Here is a 22726-nt window from a genome sequence, read left to right as displayed (position 1 = left end):
TACCTCATCTTCTCAGCTAAGACAGAAATGGGAACTAAGTTGTTTATGAACCGATTTATGAATCAAGATAGCGATCGCCTAGCAGAAATCACCAATTTCCTGCAAATTTCAGACAAACTCGCTACGGCAGGACAGCCAACTGTCCAGCAGTTGCGAGCAATTGCTGATGCTGGTTACGAAACCGTGATTAATCTGGCGCTACCGACTTCTGACGGCGCGATCGCCAATGAAGACCAACTAGTGGAATCCTTGGGGATGGAATATATTGCCATTCCTGTGAATTGGGAAAGTCCCACGATGGCGGATTTAGATGAATTCCTACAAGCAATGGAACAACGCCAAAATCAAAAAATCTTTGTCCATTGTGCTAAGAATATGCGTGTTTCTGCCTTTATCTATCTCTATCGCCGCCTGCACTTAAATTGTGAACATGAACAGGCGATCGGTGACTTACATAAAATCTGGAAACCCAATGAGACTTGGCAAAATTTCATTGATACAAAACTCACTTTGTGAGTTCTGTATCAACTAGGATCGCAGCGTATTTCAATCAGAAATCCATCGGGGTCATAGAAATAAATGCCTCTACCAGTGGGACGAGTAACGGGTTCACCCTCGATTTGGACTTGGTGCGATCGTAATACTGCCACGGCTTGCTCAAACAAATCAGGTGCAATATCAAAGGCGAGATGATTAGCACGAGTAAATTGTCGCTGTGGATCGGGATCGGGCGGCGTAAGTTCTGGTTCCCCAAATAAATCAAGAATCGTGCCATCGGGAGTTCTAAAATTCGCCACTTTGCCTGCTGCGACTAAATCGATTAGAGTACTGGGAACCTCATCCCCAACAAGTTGATGCAGTCCCAAAATATTGCCATAAAAATCACAGGAAGCCTGCATATTCCGCACATTCAAAGCAATATGATGCACTCGTCGTAAAGTACCCTTCGCGATCGCAGGTTGTGTAGATGGCATAGTCGGACTATTAGATGGCATGGGATTTAGCTCTAGCTAGGTTGACCAATAGATAGCGATATTACAGCTTGTTACTGCTTGAAGTAGTACAGAGAAATTTTTGAAAGCGCGGCTTCGCCGCGCTTTCAAAAATTTCTCTGGTTTTTACCTACAAATTTAGATAGAAGTCTTTAACTAAAGAGATGTAATCTTCTGTATAAATATGTTTACTTTCCTCAATTGTAAGCGTAGTTTCTTGCGGAGGAAATTGGGTTTTGCTTAGTTCTAAGGCAATTCGTTTGATAGGACTGTGCGGTATTGGTTTGATATTTACTTGGCGATCGAACCACAAGCCAAAATCTCTAGCCTTACTCAAAAACTTATGGGCTAAATCTGTTGGATAAATTACTGCTAAATGCCCATCTAGTTTGAGTAAGTGACTGGCTATGTGGAGAATATCCGTTTGTAACAGACTGTCGCTATGTCTCGCTAAGGTTCGCGATGTTTCTGAGGCTTTATAGGCTTTTTCAAAAAATGGCGGATTAGAAATAATCAGATCGTATTGCTGGGGACAAGTAGCCGCAAAGTCCTGAATTTTTCCATGATAGATATTGATGCGATCGCCCCAAGGTGAATTTTGAATATTATCCTGAGCCTGCCTATAGGCTGCATAGTCAATTTCGACGGCATCAATTTTGGTGATCGCCGAAGTTTGCGATCGCTGCGCCAGCATCAAGGCGAGTAATCCTGTACCACTGCCAATATCTAAGATTTGGGCATTCTCAGGAACATTCACCCAAGCCCCCAATAAAATTCCATCCGTCCCCACTTTCATCGCACATTGATCTTGATTGATCGCAAACTGTTTAAAGGAGAAAGAGTGATTTCGCTTTGGTGACAACACTTTATTGCGTGATTATGCTACAGATTTCTTTTTGTTAATTTAAACAGTCCCTTCCCCGATCACAATAGGGCATACAACGCTTTGCGCTGACTTGAAAACAAGAGAAATTTTTAAAAGCGCGGCGAAGCCGCGCTTTTAAAAATTTCTCTGTACTACTTTAAGCCTTAATCAGGCTGTAGCTATTTTGTAAACCTTAACTAGGCTGGCTGTTGTACAGGCTCTGGTTTTGGAGGTGGAGGTGGAGGCGGTGGCGGTGGTGGCGGTGGTGGCGGTGGTGGCGGTACTGGTGGTAATCCCGGCAAACTAATAGGAGAGTTAACACTTGTTGTTAAGACTTCAATACTTTCATTCCCTTGCTCATTATTGATCATGTTAATGATTGGAGAACTAATTTCGGAATAAATATTAGTTGAAAATACAACAGCGTATGAATCTGCTTTAGCAGGTGTGACTAACGTTAAAAGTGTAGAGGAAAAGCTAATCCCACAAATGGGAATAGCTATAAATAATTTTTTAAACATGACTAGGAAGCTCCATGACAGGTTTAGAAAGTAAAAGTTGTTCTCAGCACACCAATCGTAACTGTATCACTACCAACTCTATTCCCTGTATTAAATAAGAAAATCAAACCAGGTGTGATACTAATATTGTTAGAAAGACGATGCCGATAGAATAGTTCCACATGGGTTGTAGCAGCAGTCTGGCTACCTGAAGCAGCGCCAGATGTTAATGCTACTGGGTTGTTGAGATAATCAGGGACATTACTATTATTACTCAAGTCACTACCTGTAATCCGAGGAAGTTGTCCAACATAGATACCGCCCAAATTACCATCCTTAAATAAATCTGGGAAAGTGAGATAGGACATCCAGTTAAAAGTTTGAACACTGCCTGTCAAGCCACTAACAGTCGAAGTTGTAAAACCAACCCATCCACCCAAATTTAGTTTAGGTGTAATGCGCCAGTTAACTGTGCTGCCAAAAGCATCGGTGTTAACAGGTAGAGGACCGCCCAATGCGTTAATTGCCACAATATCATCCCCAACCCCCGTCAGTAATCTGCCATATTGTGGGACGGTTGAGTTGTTTGTGTAAGAGCGTAGATAATACAAAGCAACATCTACAGGCTCGACGGGGGCAAAGAGAAATTGTGCACCTAGGGTATAGTTGCCACCAAACAAACCGCCATTACCATTAGCCGTCTGTGGTGTCCCTGCGGAATAGACACCTTGTAAACTGGTTCTTTTGGCAATTTGCCAGTCAAAGCCCACGCCACCTGTGGTGCTACCAAGATTTAAAATCGGATTGCGCTGAGCAAATAGGGAAATTGCACCTTGCCCCGCACTCTGATAGCGATCGGGACCACGAAAAACAGAAACTGGACTAACACCTACAGGTCCTGCAATAACTGCCAAATTATTAGCTACAAGAGCGCGATAGGTGAGATCACTAATCACAACGGTATTGCCCGTTTCTCCTGTTAAGGACTCATAGCCTAAGCGGGTGAAAGTGTTGTTAAAACCACTGTTGCCAGTTGCGGCTGTAGAGATATTGCCAATACTAATACCTGTAAGCAATACACTGCGAGGGGTAAATTCAGTCAGTAAATTGAGTTGAACACTTCCTCCGAAGGTAAGATTTGTACCTGTGTCAGGAGTTTTCACCCCGAAGACGCTTGGAGAGTTATTGAAACGCCCTTGCAATCCAAAGATCGCTTGTCCAAACAACTTTGTTGTAGTCGAAAACTGTTGCGATTCGAGCTTGGCAGTTTTTGCCTCTAGAGCATCAACACGACCTCGCAAAGTTGCTAGCTCTGCGGCAAACTCTTCTTGCAATTTTTGTAAAGTAGTGAGGTCATCCTTGCTGACTTTATCGGCTAAGCCCGTAGAAATAATTTCGTTAATCTTATCAAGACAAGCATTTAAGCCTGCCGCAAACTCATAGCGACTAGTTGCTTGATTGCCTCGGAAAGTGCGGTCAGGATAACCTGCGATACAACCATAACGCTCTACTAAGGACTGCAATGCGGTAAAGGCCCAATCAGTGGGGCGCACATCTCGCAGTTGTGAGACAGAGGTAACATTATTTTGAGCGGATTTGTCCGAGGATAGAGTTTCATTCAACTCTTGGTTGAGTCTCTGAACTAGGGCGGATTCATCGGATGCAGGAGCAGGGATAACTTGTGTTTGCGATCGCGATGATATTGGGTCGTTAGTGATCGCTTTTACTAAAGATGATGCGTTAGATAATTCATTAGCTTTTTGAGATGGTGCTGTTTCTGCCTGAGCAGCATCTCTACCGCTTGTAATAGATAATAGAGCAACATTAGCAGCTAAAAATGTAGATGTTAATGATAGCCTTGTGATTCGATTGAGCATGATATTCTTTACACCACAAATTTTATGAATACTCAGGTAATTTAGGGAAAGAGCTTATATCCACAATTTAAGATTTGGGCAAATATCTTTACATAATTTCCTGAGCTTAGGATAAATAATCTGTTAAGTCGGATCATAGGCGCTTTCATGTTAACTGCCAATAACCTATACCAATTTTGTAAGATGACTTAAACAATGAATTACTTTAGTTCGCGATCACCTGTTTCTTTTATGTCTGCGCCTTGCCCCATCTGTAGGTATGGAGCGATCGCGGAAATGCCCATGATGGACTCACTGGGCTGCAATTTTTGTAATCACATTTTTGTCATTGAAAAAGAATCAAACTCCATGCGCCAAATTTTGCGAATGGCGGATACGATCTCGACATTGCGCTGGGTTTGGAATGGTAAGGGTTGGGAAAATGCCAATGAAGTTCAGGTATTTACCAGTCGTTGGTTAGTTGTAGTGGGAATTTTATTAGTATTAGTACCAACAGCGATCGCCTCATTTGCTGTTTATTTGTTCCCAACCGAGCCTGATGTTCCCTTGGCATGGTTGCCCAAGTTTTGGGCGATCGCGACATTTTTTGGTCATCTATTTGTGTTGTTATCAATTACCCAAGATTATGTCCAGTTTCCATTTCAAGCCTATTGGCGGAGAATTACAACAATTTTTAAAGAAATGGCTTTGCCATTTCTTTAAAAATCCAAAAGCCTGACTGGGCAAGGGCTTTAATCAAGTTAAACGATGTTACGTGGAACCCTCATCCCCCAACCCCTTCTCCCGCAGGAGAAGGAGAGCAGAACCCATATTGTTTTCTCGTTCCCCTCTCCTGCGGGAGAGGGGCTAGGGGTGAGGGCTTTATAGACTTCCACGTAACATCAGTAAATTAAGTGGAGTTTAACTCCACTTAGTTGAAGATGATTGAGATAACATAGATTGCATGGCAAAAAAGAAAAAAAGTGAATTGAAGGGATGGAAATCGATTGGCAAGACGATGCGAAAGTCTTTGTCGATCTTCCGCTATGGTATTAAAGCTTTAGGACTAGTGTGGCAAACCAGCGCCGTATTAACTGTGGCGATCGCTATTTTTACGCTGATGAGTGGACTGCTCCCTGCGGCGATCGCCTATGTGGGTAAGCTAATCGTGGATGGCGTGGTGCTAGCTTCACGGAGTGGTTTAATTAGCGATCGCAATTTGGCGCTTAGTTATGTAGGATTTGAGGCGCTATTAATTGTGATTTTGGCGGCGGCTCAAAAGGGATTGAATGTATCGCAATCTTTGCTCAGAGTGCTATTGGGACAGCAGGTGAATGTCTTAATTTTGGAGAAGGCGCTTACTTTAGAACTAGCCCATTTCGAGGATTCGGAATTTTATGACAAGATGACACAGGCGCGATCGCAAGCTTCTAGCCGTCCATTATCCTTAATTAGCCGCATTTTTGGTTTAGGTCAGTCAGCACTAACGCTCTTAACCTTTAGTGGATTGCTATTACAGTTTTCAGTTTGGGCAGTAATTGTTTTGGTATTAGCTGCTATTCCTTCTTTTATTGCAGAAACCAAGTTCTCCGAACATTCATTCCGTCTCTTCAAATGGCGATCGCCTGAAACACGTCAACAGCATTATCTAGAGACTTTACTGGCGCGAGAAGATTATGCGAAGGAAGTGCAGCTTTATCAATTGGGTGGAATGTTATTGCGGCGCTATCGAGATATTTTTGATCGTTTGTATGATGAAGATCGCAATCTCACGATTCAAAAAGGGATTTGGGGCTATTTGCTAGGATTGCTGAGTACGGGCGCATTTTATGCTGCCTACGCATGGATTGTCATCGAAGCGATCGCAGGCAAAATCAGCTTAGGGGAAATGACGATGTATCTCGTTGTCTTCCGTCAAGGTCAAGCTACTTTTGCGGCGGCGCTAACTTCCATCGGTGGCATGTATGAAGACAATCTCTATTTAGCGAATCTTTACGAATTTCTCGAACAACCAATTCCTAAATTAGAAGGTTATATCACTAGAGGTATTGAGCCTGATGGGATTAGATTTGAAAATGTTTCATTTTGCTATCCCGAAAGTACAGAGCCAGTTTTAAAGGATATTTCCCTACATCTCAAGCATGGCGAAAAACTAGCGATCGTCGGCGAAAACGGTTCGGGCAAAACTACTCTGATTAAGCTCTTGACGCGGTTATATGTTCCTACAAGCGGCAGGATTTTACTAGATGGCGTTGATCTCAATGATTGGGATATTGATGTTTTGCGCAAGCGAATTGGTGTGATTTTTCAGAACTTTGTGCAGTATCAATTTACTGTAGGAGAAAATGTTGGTGTTGGGGATGTGGAACGCTTAAATGAGTATCAAGAATGGGAAGTTGCCACAGAAAAAGGGATGGCAAAACCCTTTATTAACAATATGCCCAAAGGATTTAGTACCCAGCTAGGCAAATGGTTTAAGGGTGGTCAAGAACTATCAGGTGGTCAATGGCAAAAGATTGCTCTGTCTAGAGCTTTTATGCGATCGCAAGCAGATATTCTCGTCCTCGATGAACCAACTGCGGCAATGGATGCGGAAGCAGAGATGAATATTTTCAATCATTTCCGTTCGCTCACTAAGGATCAGATGGTAGTTCTCATTTCCCATCGATTTTCCACTGTCCGCATGGCAGATAAAATCATCGTGATGGCTGATGGCAGAATTATCGAACAGGGCAGTCATGAGCAGTTATTGGCTACCGATGGACGCTATGCCCATCTTTTTTCTCTGCAAGCAGCAGGCTACAAATGACGAATATGCAATTGGCCAAAATTGATGGAGTGCCTTATTTACCACCAGAATTACTCCCAGCGAAACTCCAACAAGCGATCGCTTCAGCACGTCAGCGATTACCTTCATCAGAACAGGATTGATATGTTTTTCGGCGATCGCTAGATGTAAAAATTTAGCGATCGCCTTCACGCAACTTGACTGAAAGAGCTAGACTCCGACTTAATCGCTAAACCTATATGATGCTCTGTTTGTGAACCATCCTCATGTTCTTGGATCTTTGCATGATAAGAAGGACTGAGAACTCCCGACAGGCGATCGCACCGTAACACCTCCCATACTTCAGGCACTTCACTCACTAACATTTCTAAAATAATTTCTGAATATGGTTTATCACCAATATCTTGACGTTCAATTAGCCGATTACGACCGTAGTTCCAAAAGCTTTCTGTAATTAAACACTCATGTTGAGTTGACTCATCACATAGGTGTAGCTTTGTCATCAGAATAGACTCTTTCTGGATTTGCAAATCTTCTACAAGATATTCAGTCGCGTGATTATAGAAAGGAGTTGAGTCTAAACTTGCTATCTCATCTGACTCCAAATCAAAATAGCTTTCAGGTAAAAGATCAATAGATTTCCATTCTTGAGAATCAAGCAACTTGTAGCTGATATTGATCCGAATAATTGATGAATTAATCATTTTCTTTTACCTCTTTTTCCGAGATCACGTCCTTCAAATGCCTTCATAATCTGTTTATAAGTCTTTGACTCAATTTCACCAATTCGGAGGAATCTCTCTAACTCTCTAGGTGTTTGTTGAAGCAAAAAATTGATATCGGCACTTTTGAGATTTGGATTAGCCCGCAAATCTCGTAACTGTCCCAAACCCGCAAGTTGAGTTTGTATAGGTATATCAGGATCAATATCCATATTACTAAATACTAAAACATAGGGACAAAAATATAGAGATTTTCATTTTGTCGCAGACAAAATGAAAATCTCTATATTTTTGTTTCTGCAAGCATTCGCGATAGGATAAAAGGCGAAGACTGAGAGAATTGTATGGTGCATCAACTGCCGACTGGCGCAAAAGACTTACTTCCCCTAGACGTTGCTCAAAAGCGTTGGATCGAGAGCCGCATTCAACAAGTTTTTCAGTCATGGGGCTATCAACGCATCATTACCCCAACTGTTGAACATTTGCGATCGCTCACCGCAGGCGGAGCCGTCGATCCTAAATCTGTGATCCAACTGCATAGCAACAGCATTGATATTTTAGGATTGCGTCCCGAATTTACCGCCTCGATCGCCAGAGCCTATGCCGCCCGTTTGGGTAGCCATGTGGCAACCTGTCCGCAGCGACTTTATTACAACGCCAATGTATTTCGGCGGCGTGCCAATAGCAACTCCGAGGAATCCTTTCAGGCTGGCGTGGAATTGCTGGGTGCATCAGGTTTGTTAGCCGATGGCGAAATTTTATTGCTTTTAGCCGAAAGCCTCGATCGCGTAGAACTACCAGATTGGCAAATCATCCTCGGCGATGCTCGACTCACAGGCGCATTGCTCGATCTATTGCCAGAACAATATCGCGCCAAAGTCCGCCAAAGTCTTGCGAAGCTCGATCGCATTGCCATTAGTGAGATGGACTTACCCGAAGATGTCAAAGGCTATGCCCTTGAATTGGTTGACCTGCGTGGCAAGCCCAAGGATGTCTTGAGTCGTCTCTCCACGAGCAAATGGACATCAGGACTGACAGGCGAAATTAGTTATCTCAAATCCTTAATCGATCTCTGGGAAAGTACCAATCAAAATGCTAGTGATCGCCTCATCCTCGATCTTAGCTTTATGCAAACCTTCGACTACTACACAGGGATCGTCTTTGAGGTCGCCTGTAATAACTATGTCGTTGCCCAAGGCGGACGCTACGATCGCTTGCTCGGTGTCTACCATCCCCAAAATGTCAGCTATCCCAGTATTGGCTTTTGTATTAATCTCGAAGACCTGCAACAAGCATTGCAAAAACAATTACCCCAAACTCTCATCACATCAAGCTGGTTAGTTGTCGCCAAGACTCCCGATGCGATGCAAGCCGCCTTTGCCCATGCTGCGAAATTACGCCAAGAACCGCAAATAGAGGCGATCGAGCTAGAGCTAGAGTTTCGTGATGCTGATGTTGTGCGTGACCATGCGCGATCGCGTGGCATTCCCCAGATTGCGTGGGTCAGTAGTGACGGGGCGATCGTCTCAGAAACAATAGATGTATAAATTCTGAGGAATTACCCCGCCACAAGTGACAGGTTAGTTCCTTGGAAAAATGTCAATTAAATGTGTCAAATTTGGAGAACTTAAGGTAATCTATTCAACCAATCATCAAATTTGCGTAGATAGAGATTTACTAAATGAAGATCCAATAATTGGATCTTCATTTAGTAAATCTCTCATCCATTTTGCTAGTGATTTTTGATAGAGATAGGTGTGCCTGAATGAGATTTCCCGAAACTGCAAAATCGAGTACAAGTTTAGCTTTTAGCCTAGGGATAATTGTGGCGATCGTGGCGACAGGCTGGTATTACGTCATTTTGCCATTTCAGAAACATCCCCAAAGACCTGTATTTTCCAATGATCTAAAGTCGGTTCCAGCACCAGCACCACCGATCGCTGCCATTAAAGTTGCGCCGATGCCTCAACCTACGGTCAAGGCAAAACCTAAAACTAATGATGCTAAGTATCAAGGTAAGGTTAACGCTAGCATTGGTCTAGTATTTCGTGCTGATCCAAGCCAATCATCTAAGAGTGTTGGTGGTGCGGACTTTAATACTAAAGTTTCTGTAATTCGAGAAGCCCCCGATCGCGAATGGGTATATGTTCGCAACGAAAACACCAAAGAAGAAGGTTGGGTTAGATCTGGCAATATCACCAAAGAATAAAAAAATGGCTATGCCATTTTTTAGATACAGCGCTTTTCGCTTAAACCCAAAACAAGAAGAATTTTAAAAGCGTTGCAAAGCAACGCTTTTAAAATTCTTCTTGTTTTGGTTGATCGGTAGTTGCTGTATCTAAAGTCAAGACTGTTAAGATCAACAAAAGCGCAACCTCTAAAAGCTATGGTTATTGCCAACTCTCCATCACCACTAACCATCCTCGAAAATGGCGATCGCCTCAATCGAGACGAATTTGAGCGACGTTATACAGCATCTAATATCAAGAAAGCAGAACTCATTGAAGGCATCGTACACGTGGCATCTCCTCTCCGCTTTATTCCTCATGGCAAACCCCATAGCAATATCATCACTTGGCTTGGTACATATCAATCGATGGTCGCTGGTCTAGAAGTTGGCATTGAGCCAACCGTTCGCCTTGATGATGACAACGAGCCTCAGCCTGATGCTGTACTTTTCCGTGTCGATGGCAATGCAAAAATTGATACCGATGGCTATATTTCAGGCGCACCAGAACTCATCGCCGAAATTGCCGCCAGCACCGTGTCCTACGATCTGCATAGCAAAAAACGTATCTATGAACGTAATGGCGTAAAGGAATACATTGTCTGGCGCACCTTAGACCGTCAAATCGATTGGTTTATTTTCGACAATGGCAAATATGAGAAATTAGAACCTGACGAATCAGGAATTATCCGTAGCCAAGAGTTTGTAGGTTTGTGGCTGGATGTCAACGCAATTTTAAGTAATGATATGGCATTAGTTCTCAAGACTCTGCAGGCTGGGCGATCGCGTCATAGCTAATATCAAATGAAGAAACGGCTTTGCCATTTCTTCATTGAAAAACCTCACTGGGTTTGGTTTTCAAATCACAAAAGTGTTGTCACACTTTCGTGATTTGTTATAAAAGGTTAATATTTGAGGTTTTGCCACAATGCCCCATCAGCATTCCCATAAACACCATGACCATTCGCACAAAGGGCATAGTCACTCCCATCATGGGCATGATCATGCGGTTCCAACTAACTATAGTCAAGCCTTCATCATCGGCTTTATTCTGAATGTGGGGTTTGTGGTTACGGAGTTTGGATTTGGATTTTTCTCTAACTCTGTGTCACTGATTGCCGATGCTGCTCACAATCTCAGTGATGTTTTGGGGCTAGTCATTTCATGGGTAGCAATTTTAGTGTCGCGTCGCCAACCCTCTAGCCGCTATACCTATGGCTGGCGCAAGTCATCGATTTTGGCTACTTTTCTCAATGCGATTTTTTTACTAGTCACCACAGGCGGGATTGTCTGGGAGGCAATTCAGCGATTGTTGGAACCATCAAGCAAGGTTGAAGGTGGTGTAATTATTGCTGTGGCGGCGCTCGGCATTGTGATTAATACGGCAACAGCTCTATTGTTTGCCTCTGGTAGTAAAGGCGATCTAAATATCAGGGCTGTATTTCTACATATGGCAGCCGATGCCTTAGTTTCTCTTGGGGTTGTCCTTGCGGGGATCGCGATTATATTTACCAAATGGTTTTGGCTTGATCCCGTTTTTAGCTTAGTGATTAGCGCTCTAATTATTTTCAGTACTTGGGAGCTATTAAAGGACTCATTTAACTTAGCGATCGATGGCGTGCCTAATGATATTGATGAGCGAGCAGTGCGGACTTATCTATTAGAACTAGATGGCGTAACAGGAGTCCATGATTTGCATATCTGGAATATGAGTACTGTGGAAACGGCTCTAACAGCACATTTGGTGATGCCCACAGGCAATAGTGATGAATTTCTTGCTCAAATTAGTCGAGATTTACAACAGCACTTTGCGATCGCCCATACCACATTGCAAATTGAAACAGGCGATCGCGATCATCCTTGTGTTCTAGAAACCAAATGCCAAGCTCCATAAAACAATATTTAGGTGACTCTTCGCGTCACCTAAATATTGTTATGAATACCTTTAGCACTGCATAATAGAGATAAAACTAAATTAAAGATAACGCTGCAAGTAAATTGCGTTATCCCATATAGCGCGCTTTGCGCTTACTTAAAAACCCAAGGAAAGTTTAGAAAGGCTGGCAAAGCCAGCCTTTCTAAACTTTCCTTGAACTCCTCAGAGCAATTAATCGGATTAGCAATGCATTTTATCGATCGCGTTACGATACAAGTAAAGTCAGGAAATGGTGGAGATGGACTAGTTGCCTTTCGCCGTGAGAAATATGTTCCTGCGGGTGGGCCTGCGGGTGGTAATGGCGGCAATGGTGGTTCAGTGATTTTACAGGCAACTACCGATCTGCAAACCCTGCTAGACTTTCGCTTCGAGAATATTTTTAAAGCAGAAGATGGCGAACGTGGTGGCCCTAGCAACATGACGGGCAAACGTGGCAGCGATCGCATTATCAAAGTGCCATTGGGTACGGTGGTAATGAATGCGGAAACAGGAGAAGTTTTGGGTGATCTCACTGATACTGATCAAACCTTGGTAGTAGCTAGAGGTGGTAAAGGCGGCTTAGGTAATAAATATTTCTTGAGCAATCAAAATCGTGCCCCTGACTATGCCTTACCTGGATTACCCGGAGAGGAGCTATCTCTCTATCTAGAACTAAAACTTATTGCTGAGGTGGGGATTATTGGGTTACCAAATGCTGGTAAATCAACGCTGATCTCAGTCGTTTCGGCAGCCCGTCCCAAAATTGCAGATTATCCTTTCACCACACTAGTACCAAATTTAGGTGTAGTGTCTAAGCCTTCAGGTGATGGTATTGTCTTTGCGGATATTCCTGGCCTTATTGAAGGTGCATCCGATGGCATTGGCTTGGGACATGACTTTTTGCGCCATGTGGAACGCACTAAGCTCTTAATTCACTTAATAGATGTGACTCAAGATGATCCTTTAGCGGCTTATCATACGATTCAAGAAGAGTTAGCTGCCTATGGTCATGGCTTAGATGATAAGCCCCAGATTCTGGCTCTCAATAAAATTGATGCAATGTTGCCTGAAGATGTTGAGGAAATTGCGTCACAGTTTGATATCCCGATCCTCGCGATTTCGGCTGCCTCGAAAAAGGGGCTAGACAAGCTCTTGCAATCAGTCTGGAAACTGTTGGAGCAATTCGATCAAGACAATCCTTAGTAAAATCCTTAGTAAACAAGGGGCTTAAGCCCCTTGTTTTTATTTGAGCATATGAAAATTACCAAAGGCAGCGATCGTCGTTACTTTTTTATTCGGTAGATCAGTTTCGTAAAGGCTGAACAATACATAATTTTGCTGCTTTGTGGAGTTCTCAACAATTGACTTAATTACGCCTTTACCTTGAGCAATCACAAATTTACAGGATTGCTGAGCTGCAAGAGGCATATTCTCACCAGCACAAATAGATGTTTTCCCTGTTTCCGAAAATTGCTCAGTGGCATATGTGATATAGCGCTCTTTACTGGGATTGGTGATAGCCATTACACCAACAACGACAGCAGCACCAATTAAAATTGCTTGTAATTTCATACGCCCTTCTCACTGAAAGAATTATTGATGCGCGGCAAAGCCACGCACCAATAATTCTTTCACTTTTTGATTGGCGCGATCGCATCTTGGCTAATTTGACAAATCTGATCGTGACAATGACCATTGCTAGCTACGATGGTTCCCCATTGCCGCAATTCGAGATTGTTGTAGGACAGTGGCGATAGGTCAGCGTGGGTAAGTTGCCCCCCTGCTTCAGTCAAGATGATTTCAGGAGCGCAATAGTCCCAGTCCTTGGGAGCAGATTTACCTGAAACAGAGATATAAACATCAGCATTACCTGAAGCGATCGCGGCAAATTTGCCGCCGATACTACCTACCGCAATTTCTGCTGCCTTGGGCAATTGTTGAAGAATACTTTCTAACTGGTAATTGCGATGGCTACGACTTGCCACCACCACCATTTTTTCAAGATTAACCTTATCAGAGACATGGATACGCTGCTTTGTGCCATCTCTTGTTTCCATATATGCACCATTGCCCAAAACCCCTTGAAACAGGCGATCTTGAGCAGGAGTTGCCACCAATCCCAGTACAGGACGTTGGCGATAGCTCAGCCCAATATGTACAGCAAACTCATTAGTCCGCCGAATAAAGTCGCTCGTACCATCCATCGGATCAATGATCCATACCCATTCATGATCGAGGCGATCGGTACTGTCTTCGGTTTCTTCGCTGAGATAGGCAAAATTTTCTGTGCCGAAGGTCTGCTTTAACTGCCCCAAGATAAAATCATTAGCGGCTAAATCGGCGGATGTGACATTACCATCTTCAACACCCTTAAATGTGATCTTTAAATCCTGTGGCGCTTGATAATACTTCATCAGAATGTCCCCTGCTCCCCAAGCGATCGGACGAGCCAGTGACATAATTTCGTTTAAATTCAGCATCTTGAATTTTGGTGAAGCTAATGATCTGTACTATACCGTAACTACACCGCTTTGTGATGTTACAAACCCGAAAAGCAAAGTGGCGGCGCTTCGCGCCGCCACTTTGCTAACGAGACTGGCGATAGGTATTTAGCCAAATGTGCCGCACATTTGGCTAAATCTTGGTGGCAATATATTTGGCGATACTTGCTGATGCACCTGCTGCCCCCATCCGTTCTGCACCATTGCGACCCACCTCTTGGAAATAGTCAGGATCTTGCAAAATACGATTGAGGACATCGGCAACCTGTGCTGGTTTATCGATCAAGTTTACAGAACAGCCTAATAAATCTGCTTGTTCTTCGGCAAATTTGCGCGTAAATTGGGGACCATTTCCTGCGATCGTAATTACAGGCTTGCCCAAGCCCACTAGTTGCTCCGTCGCTGTACCTGCCATCGCCAAGCCTAAATGACATTGATGGAGGCAATCACTAAATCCGTCCTGTAATAAAACCAACCTTGCATTCTGGACTTTAAAGGTGGTTTCATCGATGCGGAGCCAACCTTTTTGAATGATGCTCTGTCCGATTACTTCTAGATCTAAATCTGGGGCGATCGCTACTAAAAAATGGACATTATGGGGAATTGTCCGCGCAACGACTTGGGCGCAGAGCATTAGAGTCATCCAGTTGTCATAGGCTTCTGGCGATCGCGAACCAGGTAATATCGCCACTGCCCAATCATTTTCGTCAATACCAAAATCAATTCCCTTTGGCTCTAGTCCATCCATCATCGAATTACCGAGATAAATGGCAGGTAATTTAAAATCCTTATTCAAAATTTCCGCAGTGAGCAAGTCGCGGACAAAGATGGCTTTGCAATGACTGCTACTCATCAAGGCTCGTTCCCAAGGGAAAAAGTTTGATCCCCCAAAGGGCTTTTTGACATGGGGTAAATAACCTCGGCGATCGCGCCAAAAATATTCTGATTTTGCCGTGGCAACAAACACAAAATCACAACCACCAAACTTTGCGGGTAACCATGCAAATAGCAATGGCACAATATCACCCACTGCCAAAATTAATCTTTTCCCCCTGCGTGATTCCCGCGACCACTTCCACACGAAGCCTAATTGTTTGCGAGTTAGTCCCACTAATCCACTTTTGACATCACGGGCGAGTTGGCGACTATCCATACGGACAAATCCCCCCGAAGGCATCGCCTGTGTGACTTGATCAATGATTGGGATATTGTTTTTGGTATAAGCATGACCTACCCCCACAAGCGGCAAGGCGATCGCTGAAAATCCTAATTTTTCTAGTTCAATGCAAATACGGGCAGCGATGATATCTTCACCATGTCCGTTACTAATACATAAAATTTCCACGTTTTACCAAAAAATTTAATCTGTAGCAGGAAGTTGTCAGAGGAAAACCCTGAGGAAAAATTTGGGCTTTCTCCTCTTATAGCTGTCGCTACTTGCATATAGCCGCTCTAATGTAACTTTAGTAGAAACTGCGACATTGTGCTTAGGGTTCTACGATTTAATCAAGAAACCGATATTTGGTGGCTCGGCGAAGCCGAGCTACCAAATATTTATGGGAAAAAATAAAGTGTCCAGTTGCAAGGCTGTTGCAGGTCGGCAAATCTACCACGGAGCCAATACCACAAGGCGAGACGAGTCCGAAAGAAGCCAATCACTAAATAATGCCCTTCGGGCGCAGATGCCCCAAACTTCTTGCCATCGGTGATGGTGATATACCAATCAACATCACTACCTTTAACGCGCAATTTGGAGCGGTAGTAAATGTCTTTATATTTTAAAGGCAGGGCAAATATGGCGTAAACATGATGCTCACCTCGCCAAGGTTCAGCCACAATTTTAATAGGATGAAACTGGAGACTACTGGAATTGCTTGCTGGTTCTGTCATAGCTGGACATAGAGAAAAGGTTTTGTTTGACGAATCAGGGACAGAACTTGTTGTAATTAGAAATATAGTAATTAATGCCAAAATTCCAATCGTTGTAATTAGAAATTTTTGATGAGGAGTAGACCATTTTTTCATTAACTCTCTTGATTGGGACTGATTACATTATTGACAATTTTCAAGTCGTGGTAATAACTGGGCGATCGCATCGGTGGATTGCTGTAATTCTCTGCTAGAAAGGGTACTGTTATTGATCATAATACTGAAAATGACTTCGGGATAATTTTGCGGATTGGCATATCCTGATAAAGCGATCGCCCCTGTGAATGTGCCAGTTTTAGCTTGGATCACCCCCTTCCCTACAGTATTTTTAAAGCGATTTGCCAATGTACCATCGACATTGGCAATGGGTAAGGATTTCCGAAAATTACGATCGCTGGCAACGAGCTGTAAGATCTGGGCGATCGCTCTAGGAGTAGTCAGATTATGCCGTGATAGTCCCGATCCATCCGCTAGCACCACCGTACTAGGATCGATATGCACAGAAGCCAAATATTCCTTGATGGAAGCAATTCCCCCACTCACACCGTTCAAGTTAACAGCTTCATGGAAGCGATCGCCTAAGGTTTTTTGTAACAGGTTGGCATAAAATTTTTCACCTAAGGCTCTAAGTAATAATTCGGCATAGAGATTATTGCTGTCCTTATTGGTTGTGGTGACGAGTTCTGAGAGCTTTGGCGAATAGGCGATCGCTAAGTCTTGGGTCGGTGGAAGCTTTGGGGAGCTATTGGTAAATGGGTTGACTTTAATTCCTTGTGCGTCCAGTTCTTTACGCAATAGGCGTAAAAAATTAGCTTTAGGATCAGGAATTGCGACACTACCCTCTTCTGGTTCCGCCTTGTCAGAAATTCCACCACTGATGATCAGTGTTTTTTGCCCATAGGGTCGTACAACGCTCAAAACATTATCAGGCAGCATGTATAACGTAGAGTCATCACTGGCTGTGTAGGATTTGTTCTCCACAATCCAATCGTTAGCCAATGCAGGATTTTCCCATTCAAAGATGGCGGGTTGACCAATTTTGTTAGGACGGATTGTCCAATTCAAGGCATTTTCATTAATCGTGAAGGGAGATACCTTGGCGGCGTAATATTCTTGGAGATCTTTCCATTCCCAACTATCTACAAGTTCGTCACCCTTGCGAGAAGTTTTTGTCCAAATTCCACCATTGATCTGCTTTACCCCTTTATTTTTGAGTTGGGTAACGAGGGATTTTAAGCCTGTCTCTGAGTTAAAGCTGGGATCGCCCGATCCCATTAGCCATAAACCATGTTCTAGCGTGCCTTGAGGATTAGGCAAATTACTGGACATCAACTTGGTTGCAAAGCGATAGTCTGCTCCCAGAACTTTTAAGGCGATCGCAGTGGTAAATAATTTAGCGTTAGAGGCGGGAATAAAATAGCGATCGCCATCAAGATTGGCTAATACTTGCGGCTTAGCCTCACTGGTTTGGACAAATACTCCTATGCGAGATGGTTTTAATTTGGGCGCTTGGGCAATTTTTTCCACTTCCTGTTGCAATTGAGCAGGACAAATTCGATTTGGCGCTGATTGAGAATTTATCTGGGCATTGGCAGGAAGCGTTGTTGTTAAGGGAATTGTAACTAAGGCGATCGCTACAAATAATGAATTGAAGGAATCTTGGTAATTTCGCCTAATAAACTGACAAATAAAACGTGAGCAAATAGATGAGCTAGACAGAAGTTGCATTGAATCGATGAAGCCACTAGAAAGTATTGATGAATCTCAGATAGGTGATCAGTAAGTAGGCTTAATTCAAATATATAGCGCTTTTCAAGGAAGCGAGGTAAAGAGGATTATGTCCCCGCCGAAGGCGGGGACATAATCCTGTACTTCACTAGATTGGTATGCGCTATTTAATTGCACCCAGCTACTTATCAGAATTTAACGACACTAATTTAATCCAAAATCCATAGATAGATCATATGTTCTTGATCGCCAACTTTAATCTTTTCGGTGCGGGTAGCGGGTAAATCCCCCAAATCATATTGGTACGATACAATTCTTACTCCTGACTTTAATTTGGGTAATAGTTCTGACCTTACTCGCAGATTGGCTTTTTCACTGAGATATAGCGTAACTACCGTAGCATCACGTAAATCAGCTTTGAACAGATCTTGCTTAATAAATTTAATTTGATTGCGAATTTGGGGTGTTTCATTGAGTGCTGCCTTTGTTGATCTGTCAGATTCTCTAATTAATTCAGGATCAATCTCAATCCCGATCGCCTTTGCGCCAAATTTTTGCGCGGCAGTAATCACAATTCTGCCATCACCACTACCGAGATCGTAAACGACATCATTGGGCTTCACCTTTGCCATTTCTAGCATTTTGATCACAACTTGACGGGGAGATTGGAGATAAGGTGCATCGGGAAGATTTTCTGGATCAATGGTTTTAGGGTTAACGTTGGGAACTGACGGCAGTGGCGTATTCTCTAATGACTTATTTAGCAATGGTTTGCGCTCTTCCCAAAGACTACAAGCGACTAAAGTGGAGACAGTAATTGCAGCAATCAGAAGCAACCGAAATAAATTTGCCATAAGTGGATTTATCCAAACCCTAATTTTTCTAAAACTGCTGCCTGTGCCTCTGGCTGTTGGCTATAGGCAAAACCCCAAGGAATATTGGCGGGCAAAATTTGCAGAAATGGATCGAGGGCATAGGGACTACCATAGACAACCATTGCTTCTAATTTTTCGCTTGCTAGGAGTGCATTGGCTAAGGTCTGTGTTTTGGCGTGCAGATTGGTGTTTCCGCGAAATGGATTACCACGGCTAAACATTTGGATAAATATATCGGTAAATTGCTTCAGTTGAAGATGTTCTATTGTCTGACCATCGGTAATAATTCTCTGATAGCCACTATTCTTGGGGAATAGCACCGCAGGCGATCGCGAGTTGAGAAATTCGCCGCAGGTAAGCAGATCGTCCACAATGATCAGATTGAGGTAATTAGCTTTTAGCCGTTGTGAAGTACCGCCAGATTGTAAATGGGGAATTGCAGAGTAGACACTAATTGACTTATTCGCGATCACCTTAGCAATTTCGAGATTTTCGGGATTGCCTAGTTTGCTTAAATCCGTAGGAATGCCACATACTTTTTGTTTCGCTTTCCAGATTCTTTGCACCGACTGCTTAATGCGATCGCGACTAATTTCCCCAGACTCCACGGCTGCACATACTGCCTCAATCGTAGCGATCGGATCGACGGGCATCAATAAAATATCTGCGCCTGCTTTCACTGCTTGTACCGCGATCGCTTCAGGACTATTCAAGTTAGCAACGCCCGACATAATCAGCGCATCGGTGGTAATAATCCCCTCAAAGCTCAATTGGTCACGCAAAATTTCTGTAAGAATATGCGGCGATAAAGTAGCTATGTTTTGCGGATCTAAATTTGGGGCGAAGACATGGGCGCTCATGATCGTATCTACGCCTGCGGCGATCGCATTGCTGAAAGGCAGAAATTCTAGATTTTCAAATCTTGAGCGATCGTGAGTCAAGGTCGGCGTTTGTAAATGTGAATCCACGGCAGTATCACCATGTCCGGGGAAATGTTTTGCCGTTGTCAGTACAGGATATTGCTTTGCCCCTGCAATAAATCCTCTTGTTGCCCCCATAACTTCGCCAACGGTAACGCCAAAGGCACGCACATTAATTACAGGATTGCTCGGATTATTATTGACATCGACAATTGGCGCAAGTACCCAATTTAGCCCGATCGCCAAAGCTTCTTCGGCAGTAACGCGCCCCATTGCTTCGGCATAGTCAATCCCGACATCTTGCAAAGCCATCGGTGGTGGGAACCATGTCGCGCCACTAAACCTCTGTCCTACGCCTTCTTCGATGTCGGCTGCCATCAACAAAGGTACTTTTGCCCATGACTGCATTTGCTGTGTTTTGAGAGCAATTTCCGCCGCACTACCACCCATTAAAATTACGCCACCAACCCCATATTCACCAATGAGGATTTGTAGTTGTTTACTTGTTAATTCCCACTGTGGATATTGAATCTGATGGTCGTACAGCATTCCACAGGTGCGAACAACCAACATTTGCGAGACTTGCTCAACGAGGCTCAACGTATCAATATCAGGCAAATGGATCGGCATAGTCACTAAAAAATAAACAACAATATAGCGCTTCAGGTTTGTTTCCCCGCCGAAGGCGGGGAAACATGAAAACACTATATGCGGCAATAAGCACCGCGCATCCCTAAAACTCTAGCGCAAAATCTTTGCGTGTCATCGGTTGTGGTACTTCTAAACCTTCGCCGCCGATATATTTTAAAGCTTTACCTTCAACGGATAAATAAACCTTTGCCTCAGGTTCTAGGCTAGTTGCTGTGTAAAGCACCTGAATAATCCTGCCCTGCATCGAAGCAGCACCACCACCCTTGGTAAAGTCCTTGGATAGATCAATCCGAATTTCTTTGCCCTTAGCCTGTACCTTTAGGACTTTTGTATTGGCGGGAATGGCACTATAAAGGCTCGATTCCGATGGCTTTTCAGATATCAAAGTATTTAAACCAGAAGCGATCGCTTCGTCATTACTTTTCGCTTTGATGGCGATCGGGACAGCCTTTAATTTATTTTTGCTAGATTCAATCCAATAAACAGCCAATTCACCATCTACGGCTCGCTGTGCTGGTGGGGACTGGCTAATTTGATTTACTGACGCGGGAGCAGATATCTGAGGATTGGGTTGGTTAGGTTGATTAAAATGACTATTGAGCAATACTGCCGTTGCCGAACCACCAACTAGCGCTGCTCCAACTAGCCCTAACCAAGTACCTTTACTTAAAACTGGCATTTTCATAATTTAGCTCCTCAACGCTGTTGATTAAGTTTCCGCGATCGATGGGACTATGTGACGCAAACAAACGCGAATTAGCTCCTTAATCTATCTTAATTCTAACTGATGTTTGGAACCCTCACCCCCCAGCCCCCTCTCCCATTAAGGGAGAAGGGGAGTAAAGCTAATTTTTTGTTCCCTTCTCTCCTTTTGGGAGAGGGGCTAGGGGTGAGGGTCTTACCAACTTCTGCATAAATTCCTGAACTTTAGATAGATCTTTGTCTCCTGCGGAACGTTCTACCCCACTTGATACGTCTAAACCACTTGGGCATACCAGCGCGATCGCTTGTTCGACATTTTCTGGAGATAGCCCTCCCGCTAGCCACCAGTCACAATGGGGACGGAAATTGCGCAACATTTGCCAATCGATAGTTTTGCCAGTGCCTCCCGCCATTTGTGGATCGTAGGCATCGAGTAAAATCACATCAACCACATCACTATACCGTTGAGCCTCCTCTAAGCCTGTTTGATCTTTGACTCGGAGGGCTTTGATGAGTTTAAGGTTTGATTTGATATTTGGCTTCAGTTGATCGAGATGTGATCGCACCTCACGACAAAACTCTGGTGATTCATCGCCATGTAGTTGTACGCCATTTAGTCCCCCTTGCTCTACGGTTTGACAAATTTCCTCGACGCTAGCGTTGAGAAATACCCCGATCAAATCAAGCATAGGATAATCAGGTATTAGGCTAGTTGTAATCTGGGCGATCGCGGAGGTAGTGATATATCGTGGTGAGGACGAGACACATATAAAGCCAATTGCGTTAACTCCCATTTGGGCGATCGCCTGAGCCTGATCGATTTTCGTAAGCCCGCAAATTTTGATATACATACAAGCACAATATTTCATGACAAAGTACTCATCCTATCCAAATTCCATGCAGTCCTCTCAGAATTTAGTCTCAAAGTTTATGACGAAATTTTCTACTGGTTCGGCGGTGGTGATGGCGATCGCGATCGCCTGTTGCACACCGACTATGCCCGTCCGTGCGGCGCTCTTTGATGGGCCAGTTGATCGCTTACCTGCGATCGAGCGTGATTCTTTGCGTAATGGGCAAACGGTAGTTACAGGGGAAAAAGGAAAGTATGTCGCAAGGGTATTAGTCACGGCTTCCCCTGATGCGGTTTGGCGGGTTTTGACTGACTATGCCAATCTCTCTAAATTTATCCCGAATATGACCTCTAGCAAAGTCCTTGAGAGCTATGGTAATCGCAAGGTGATTGAGCAGGTAGATACGCGCCAAGTCTTTATTGTTTCCATCGTTTCTCGCACCAAGCTTGCTATTGAGGAAACTGATCGCAAACAGATTGATTTCCGTCTCATTGATGGTGATCTATCGAAAATGGAAGGTTATTGGAAAATAGAACCTGTTTCTGCAATCCCCAATCGTCCTGCTAATCAGGTTTTGATTACTTATACTGTGAATGCTCAGCCGAGTGATTCTACTCCTGCGGATGCTTTTTATGGCATTTTTAAGGATGCGTTGAATGATACTTTACAGGCGATCAAAAACGAAATCAAAAGCAGAGGCTAGT

At 43.6% G+C, this 22726-nt stretch carries 24 protein-coding genes; 9 read left to right on the top strand and 15 right to left on the bottom strand.

Going from position 1 to position 22726, the window contains the following annotated elements; translation table 11 throughout:
* Positions 1-45: 45 nt before the first annotated feature.
* On the top strand, positions 46-516 hold the full coding sequence (locus tag NMG48_RS13795) for a protein tyrosine phosphatase family protein (RefSeq protein WP_271252094.1): 471 nt from the start codon (positions 46-48) through the stop codon (positions 514-516).
* 8 nt (positions 517-524) lie between these two features.
* On the opposite strand, the gene NMG48_RS13790 is transcribed toward NMG48_RS13795, so the two are convergent.
* The 4 genes from NMG48_RS13790 to NMG48_RS13775 all read right to left on the bottom strand — a co-directional run bounded on the left by NMG48_RS13790 (position 525) and on the right by NMG48_RS13775 (position 4234).
* Positions 525-995, bottom strand: a complete 471-nt coding sequence (locus tag NMG48_RS13790; RefSeq protein WP_441339173.1) for a VOC family protein — start codon at positions 993-995, stop codon at positions 525-527.
* A gap of 127 nt (positions 996-1122) precedes the next feature.
* Positions 1123-1854 carry a tRNA1(Val) (adenine(37)-N6)-methyltransferase gene (locus NMG48_RS13785; protein WP_271252093.1) on the bottom strand — a complete coding sequence of 244 codons (732 nt, stop codon included), beginning with the start codon at positions 1852-1854 and terminating at the stop codon, positions 1123-1125.
* Positions 1855-2054: 200 nt separating this feature from the next.
* Positions 2055-2378, bottom strand: a complete 324-nt coding sequence (locus tag NMG48_RS13780; protein ID WP_271252092.1) for a hypothetical protein — start codon at positions 2376-2378, stop codon at positions 2055-2057.
* A gap of 23 nt (positions 2379-2401) precedes the next feature.
* Entirely contained in the window at positions 2402-4234 is a 1833-nt protein-coding gene (locus NMG48_RS13775) for an iron uptake porin (protein ID WP_271252091.1), read from the bottom strand.
* A 195-nt stretch (positions 4235-4429) separates the two neighbouring features.
* Between NMG48_RS13775 and NMG48_RS13770 the strand changes: the two genes are divergently transcribed.
* The gene (locus tag NMG48_RS13770; RefSeq protein ID WP_271252090.1) at positions 4430-4936 is read left to right on the top strand and encodes a hypothetical protein; all 507 of its coding nucleotides are present in this window, start codon (positions 4430-4432) and stop codon (positions 4934-4936) included.
* Between the two features lie 241 nt (positions 4937-5177).
* Complete coding sequence (locus tag NMG48_RS13765; protein ID WP_271252089.1) at positions 5178-7022, top strand: ABC transporter ATP-binding protein; 1845 nt, start codon at positions 5178-5180, stop codon at positions 7020-7022.
* A gap of 167 nt (positions 7023-7189) precedes the next feature.
* Here NMG48_RS13765 and NMG48_RS13760 read toward each other — a convergent pair whose 3' ends face one another.
* Positions 7190-7705, bottom strand: a complete 516-nt coding sequence (locus tag NMG48_RS13760) for a hypothetical protein (protein WP_271252088.1) — start codon at positions 7703-7705, stop codon at positions 7190-7192.
* A complete protein-coding gene (locus tag NMG48_RS13755; protein WP_271252087.1) occupies positions 7702-7935 on the bottom strand; it encodes a hypothetical protein in 234 nt (77 codons plus the stop codon). The genes NMG48_RS13760 and NMG48_RS13755 overlap by 4 nt, the downstream gene beginning before the upstream one ends.
* A gap of 132 nt (positions 7936-8067) precedes the next feature.
* Between NMG48_RS13755 and NMG48_RS13750 the strand changes: the two genes are divergently transcribed.
* The 5 genes from NMG48_RS13750 to obgE all read left to right on the top strand — a co-directional run bounded on the left by NMG48_RS13750 (position 8068) and on the right by obgE (position 13068).
* Positions 8068-9270 (top strand): ATP phosphoribosyltransferase regulatory subunit, encoded by a 1203-nt coding sequence (locus tag NMG48_RS13750; protein ID WP_271252086.1) that lies wholly within the window; start codon positions 8068-8070, stop codon positions 9268-9270.
* Positions 9271-9488: 218 nt separating this feature from the next.
* Positions 9489-9932 carry an SH3 domain-containing protein gene (locus NMG48_RS13745; RefSeq protein ID WP_271252085.1) on the top strand — a complete coding sequence of 148 codons (444 nt, stop codon included), beginning with the start codon at positions 9489-9491 and terminating at the stop codon, positions 9930-9932.
* A gap of 177 nt (positions 9933-10109) precedes the next feature.
* Positions 10110-10748 (top strand): Uma2 family endonuclease, encoded by a 639-nt coding sequence (locus NMG48_RS13740; RefSeq protein WP_271252084.1) that lies wholly within the window; start codon positions 10110-10112, stop codon positions 10746-10748.
* Between the two features lie 130 nt (positions 10749-10878).
* Entirely contained in the window at positions 10879-11844 is a 966-nt protein-coding gene (locus NMG48_RS13735; RefSeq protein ID WP_271252083.1) for a cation diffusion facilitator family transporter, read from the top strand.
* Between the two features lie 228 nt (positions 11845-12072).
* On the top strand, positions 12073-13068 hold the full coding sequence (gene obgE / locus NMG48_RS13730; protein WP_271255276.1) for a GTPase ObgE: 996 nt from the start codon (positions 12073-12075) through the stop codon (positions 13066-13068).
* 39 nt (positions 13069-13107) lie between these two features.
* Here the strand turns inward: obgE and NMG48_RS13725 are convergent, their stop codons facing one another.
* From NMG48_RS13725 to NMG48_RS13685, 9 genes are all read right to left on the bottom strand, one after another.
* The gene (locus NMG48_RS13725; protein WP_271252082.1) at positions 13108-13437 is read right to left on the bottom strand and encodes a DUF4359 domain-containing protein; all 330 of its coding nucleotides are present in this window, start codon (positions 13435-13437) and stop codon (positions 13108-13110) included.
* Between the two features lie 59 nt (positions 13438-13496).
* Positions 13497-14345 (bottom strand): 3'(2'),5'-bisphosphate nucleotidase CysQ family protein, encoded by an 849-nt coding sequence (locus NMG48_RS13720; protein ID WP_169361996.1) that lies wholly within the window; start codon positions 14343-14345, stop codon positions 13497-13499.
* Positions 14346-14499: 154 nt separating this feature from the next.
* Positions 14500-15711 carry a lipid-A-disaccharide synthase-related protein gene (locus NMG48_RS13715; RefSeq protein ID WP_271252081.1) on the bottom strand — a complete coding sequence of 404 codons (1212 nt, stop codon included), beginning with the start codon at positions 15709-15711 and terminating at the stop codon, positions 14500-14502.
* Positions 15712-15920: 209 nt separating this feature from the next.
* Positions 15921-16256, bottom strand: a complete 336-nt coding sequence (locus NMG48_RS13710) for a hypothetical protein (RefSeq protein WP_271252080.1) — start codon at positions 16254-16256, stop codon at positions 15921-15923.
* Positions 16257-16418: 162 nt separating this feature from the next.
* Complete coding sequence (gene dacB, locus NMG48_RS13705; RefSeq protein WP_271252079.1) at positions 16419-18023, bottom strand: D-alanyl-D-alanine carboxypeptidase/D-alanyl-D-alanine endopeptidase; 1605 nt, start codon at positions 18021-18023, stop codon at positions 16419-16421.
* 209 nt (positions 18024-18232) lie between these two features.
* Entirely contained in the window at positions 18233-18877 is a 645-nt protein-coding gene (locus NMG48_RS13700) for an SAM-dependent methyltransferase (protein WP_271252078.1), read from the bottom strand.
* Between the two features lie 8 nt (positions 18878-18885).
* Positions 18886-20448 carry a glycoside hydrolase family 3 N-terminal domain-containing protein gene (locus NMG48_RS13695; RefSeq protein ID WP_271252077.1) on the bottom strand — a complete coding sequence of 521 codons (1563 nt, stop codon included), beginning with the start codon at positions 20446-20448 and terminating at the stop codon, positions 18886-18888.
* Positions 20449-20551: 103 nt separating this feature from the next.
* Positions 20552-21154: a GerMN domain-containing protein gene (locus tag NMG48_RS13690; protein WP_271252076.1), complete on the bottom strand. Its 603-nt coding sequence runs from the start codon at positions 21152-21154 to the stop codon at positions 20552-20554.
* A 160-nt stretch (positions 21155-21314) separates the two neighbouring features.
* Positions 21315-22022, bottom strand: coding sequence for a phosphoribosylanthranilate isomerase (locus NMG48_RS13685; protein WP_441339192.1), 708 nt, complete (start codon positions 22020-22022; stop codon positions 21315-21317).
* Positions 22023-22038: 16 nt separating this feature from the next.
* On the opposite strand from NMG48_RS13685, the gene NMG48_RS13680 reads away from it, so the two are divergent.
* On the top strand, positions 22039-22725 hold the full coding sequence (locus NMG48_RS13680; RefSeq protein ID WP_271252074.1) for an SRPBCC family protein: 687 nt from the start codon (positions 22039-22041) through the stop codon (positions 22723-22725).
* Position 22726: the final 1 nt, after the last annotated feature.

The sequence above is a fragment of the Pseudanabaena sp. Chao 1811 genome (assembly GCF_027942295.1).
Taxonomy (GTDB): Bacteria; Cyanobacteriota; Cyanobacteriia; order Pseudanabaenales; family Pseudanabaenaceae; genus Pseudanabaena.
The sequence above is the reverse complement of the archived record's forward strand: the minus strand, read 5'-3'. Positions and strand labels throughout refer to the sequence as shown.

Bases quoted from the DNA above. Each gene is read 5' to 3' on its own strand.
- NMG48_RS13795 (WP_271252094.1), top strand. From the start codon at position 46: ATGAACCGATTTATGAATCAAGATAGCGATCGCCTAGCAGAAATCACC.
- NMG48_RS13790 (WP_441339173.1), bottom strand. From the start codon at position 995: ATGCCATCTAATAGTCCGACTATGCCATCTACACAACCTGCGATCGCG.
- NMG48_RS13780 (WP_271252092.1), bottom strand. From the start codon at position 2,378: ATGTTTAAAAAATTATTTATAGCTATTCCCATTTGTGGGATTAGCTTT.
- NMG48_RS13775 (WP_271252091.1), bottom strand. From the start codon at position 4,234: ATGCTCAATCGAATCACAAGGCTATCATTAACATCTACATTTTTAGCT.
- NMG48_RS13770 (WP_271252090.1), top strand. From the start codon at position 4,430: ATGAATTACTTTAGTTCGCGATCACCTGTTTCTTTTATGTCTGCGCCT.
- NMG48_RS13765 (WP_271252089.1), top strand. From the start codon at position 5,178: ATGGCAAAAAAGAAAAAAAGTGAATTGAAGGGATGGAAATCGATTGGC.
- NMG48_RS13760 (WP_271252088.1), bottom strand. From the start codon at position 7,705: ATGATTAATTCATCAATTATTCGGATCAATATCAGCTACAAGTTGCTT.
- NMG48_RS13755 (WP_271252087.1), bottom strand. From the start codon at position 7,935: ATGGATATTGATCCTGATATACCTATACAAACTCAACTTGCGGGTTTG.
- NMG48_RS13750 (WP_271252086.1), top strand. From the start codon at position 8,068: ATGGTGCATCAACTGCCGACTGGCGCAAAAGACTTACTTCCCCTAGAC.
- NMG48_RS13745 (WP_271252085.1), top strand. From the start codon at position 9,489: ATGAGATTTCCCGAAACTGCAAAATCGAGTACAAGTTTAGCTTTTAGC.
- NMG48_RS13740 (WP_271252084.1), top strand. From the start codon at position 10,110: ATGGTTATTGCCAACTCTCCATCACCACTAACCATCCTCGAAAATGGC.
- NMG48_RS13735 (WP_271252083.1), top strand. From the start codon at position 10,879: ATGCCCCATCAGCATTCCCATAAACACCATGACCATTCGCACAAAGGG.
- obgE (WP_271255276.1), top strand. From the start codon at position 12,073: ATGCATTTTATCGATCGCGTTACGATACAAGTAAAGTCAGGAAATGGT.
- NMG48_RS13725 (WP_271252082.1), bottom strand. From the start codon at position 13,437: ATGAAATTACAAGCAATTTTAATTGGTGCTGCTGTCGTTGTTGGTGTA.
- NMG48_RS13720 (WP_169361996.1), bottom strand. From the start codon at position 14,345: ATGCTGAATTTAAACGAAATTATGTCACTGGCTCGTCCGATCGCTTGG.
- NMG48_RS13710 (WP_271252080.1), bottom strand. From the start codon at position 16,256: ATGACAGAACCAGCAAGCAATTCCAGTAGTCTCCAGTTTCATCCTATT.
- dacB (WP_271252079.1), bottom strand. From the start codon at position 18,023: ATGCAACTTCTGTCTAGCTCATCTATTTGCTCACGTTTTATTTGTCAG.
- NMG48_RS13700 (WP_271252078.1), bottom strand. From the start codon at position 18,877: ATGGCAAATTTATTTCGGTTGCTTCTGATTGCTGCAATTACTGTCTCC.
- NMG48_RS13695 (WP_271252077.1), bottom strand. From the start codon at position 20,448: ATGCCGATCCATTTGCCTGATATTGATACGTTGAGCCTCGTTGAGCAA.
- NMG48_RS13690 (WP_271252076.1), bottom strand. From the start codon at position 21,154: ATGAAAATGCCAGTTTTAAGTAAAGGTACTTGGTTAGGGCTAGTTGGA.
- NMG48_RS13685 (WP_441339192.1), bottom strand. From the start codon at position 22,022: ATGTATATCAAAATTTGCGGGCTTACGAAAATCGATCAGGCTCAGGCG.
- NMG48_RS13680 (WP_271252074.1), top strand. From the start codon at position 22,039: ATGACAAAGTACTCATCCTATCCAAATTCCATGCAGTCCTCTCAGAAT.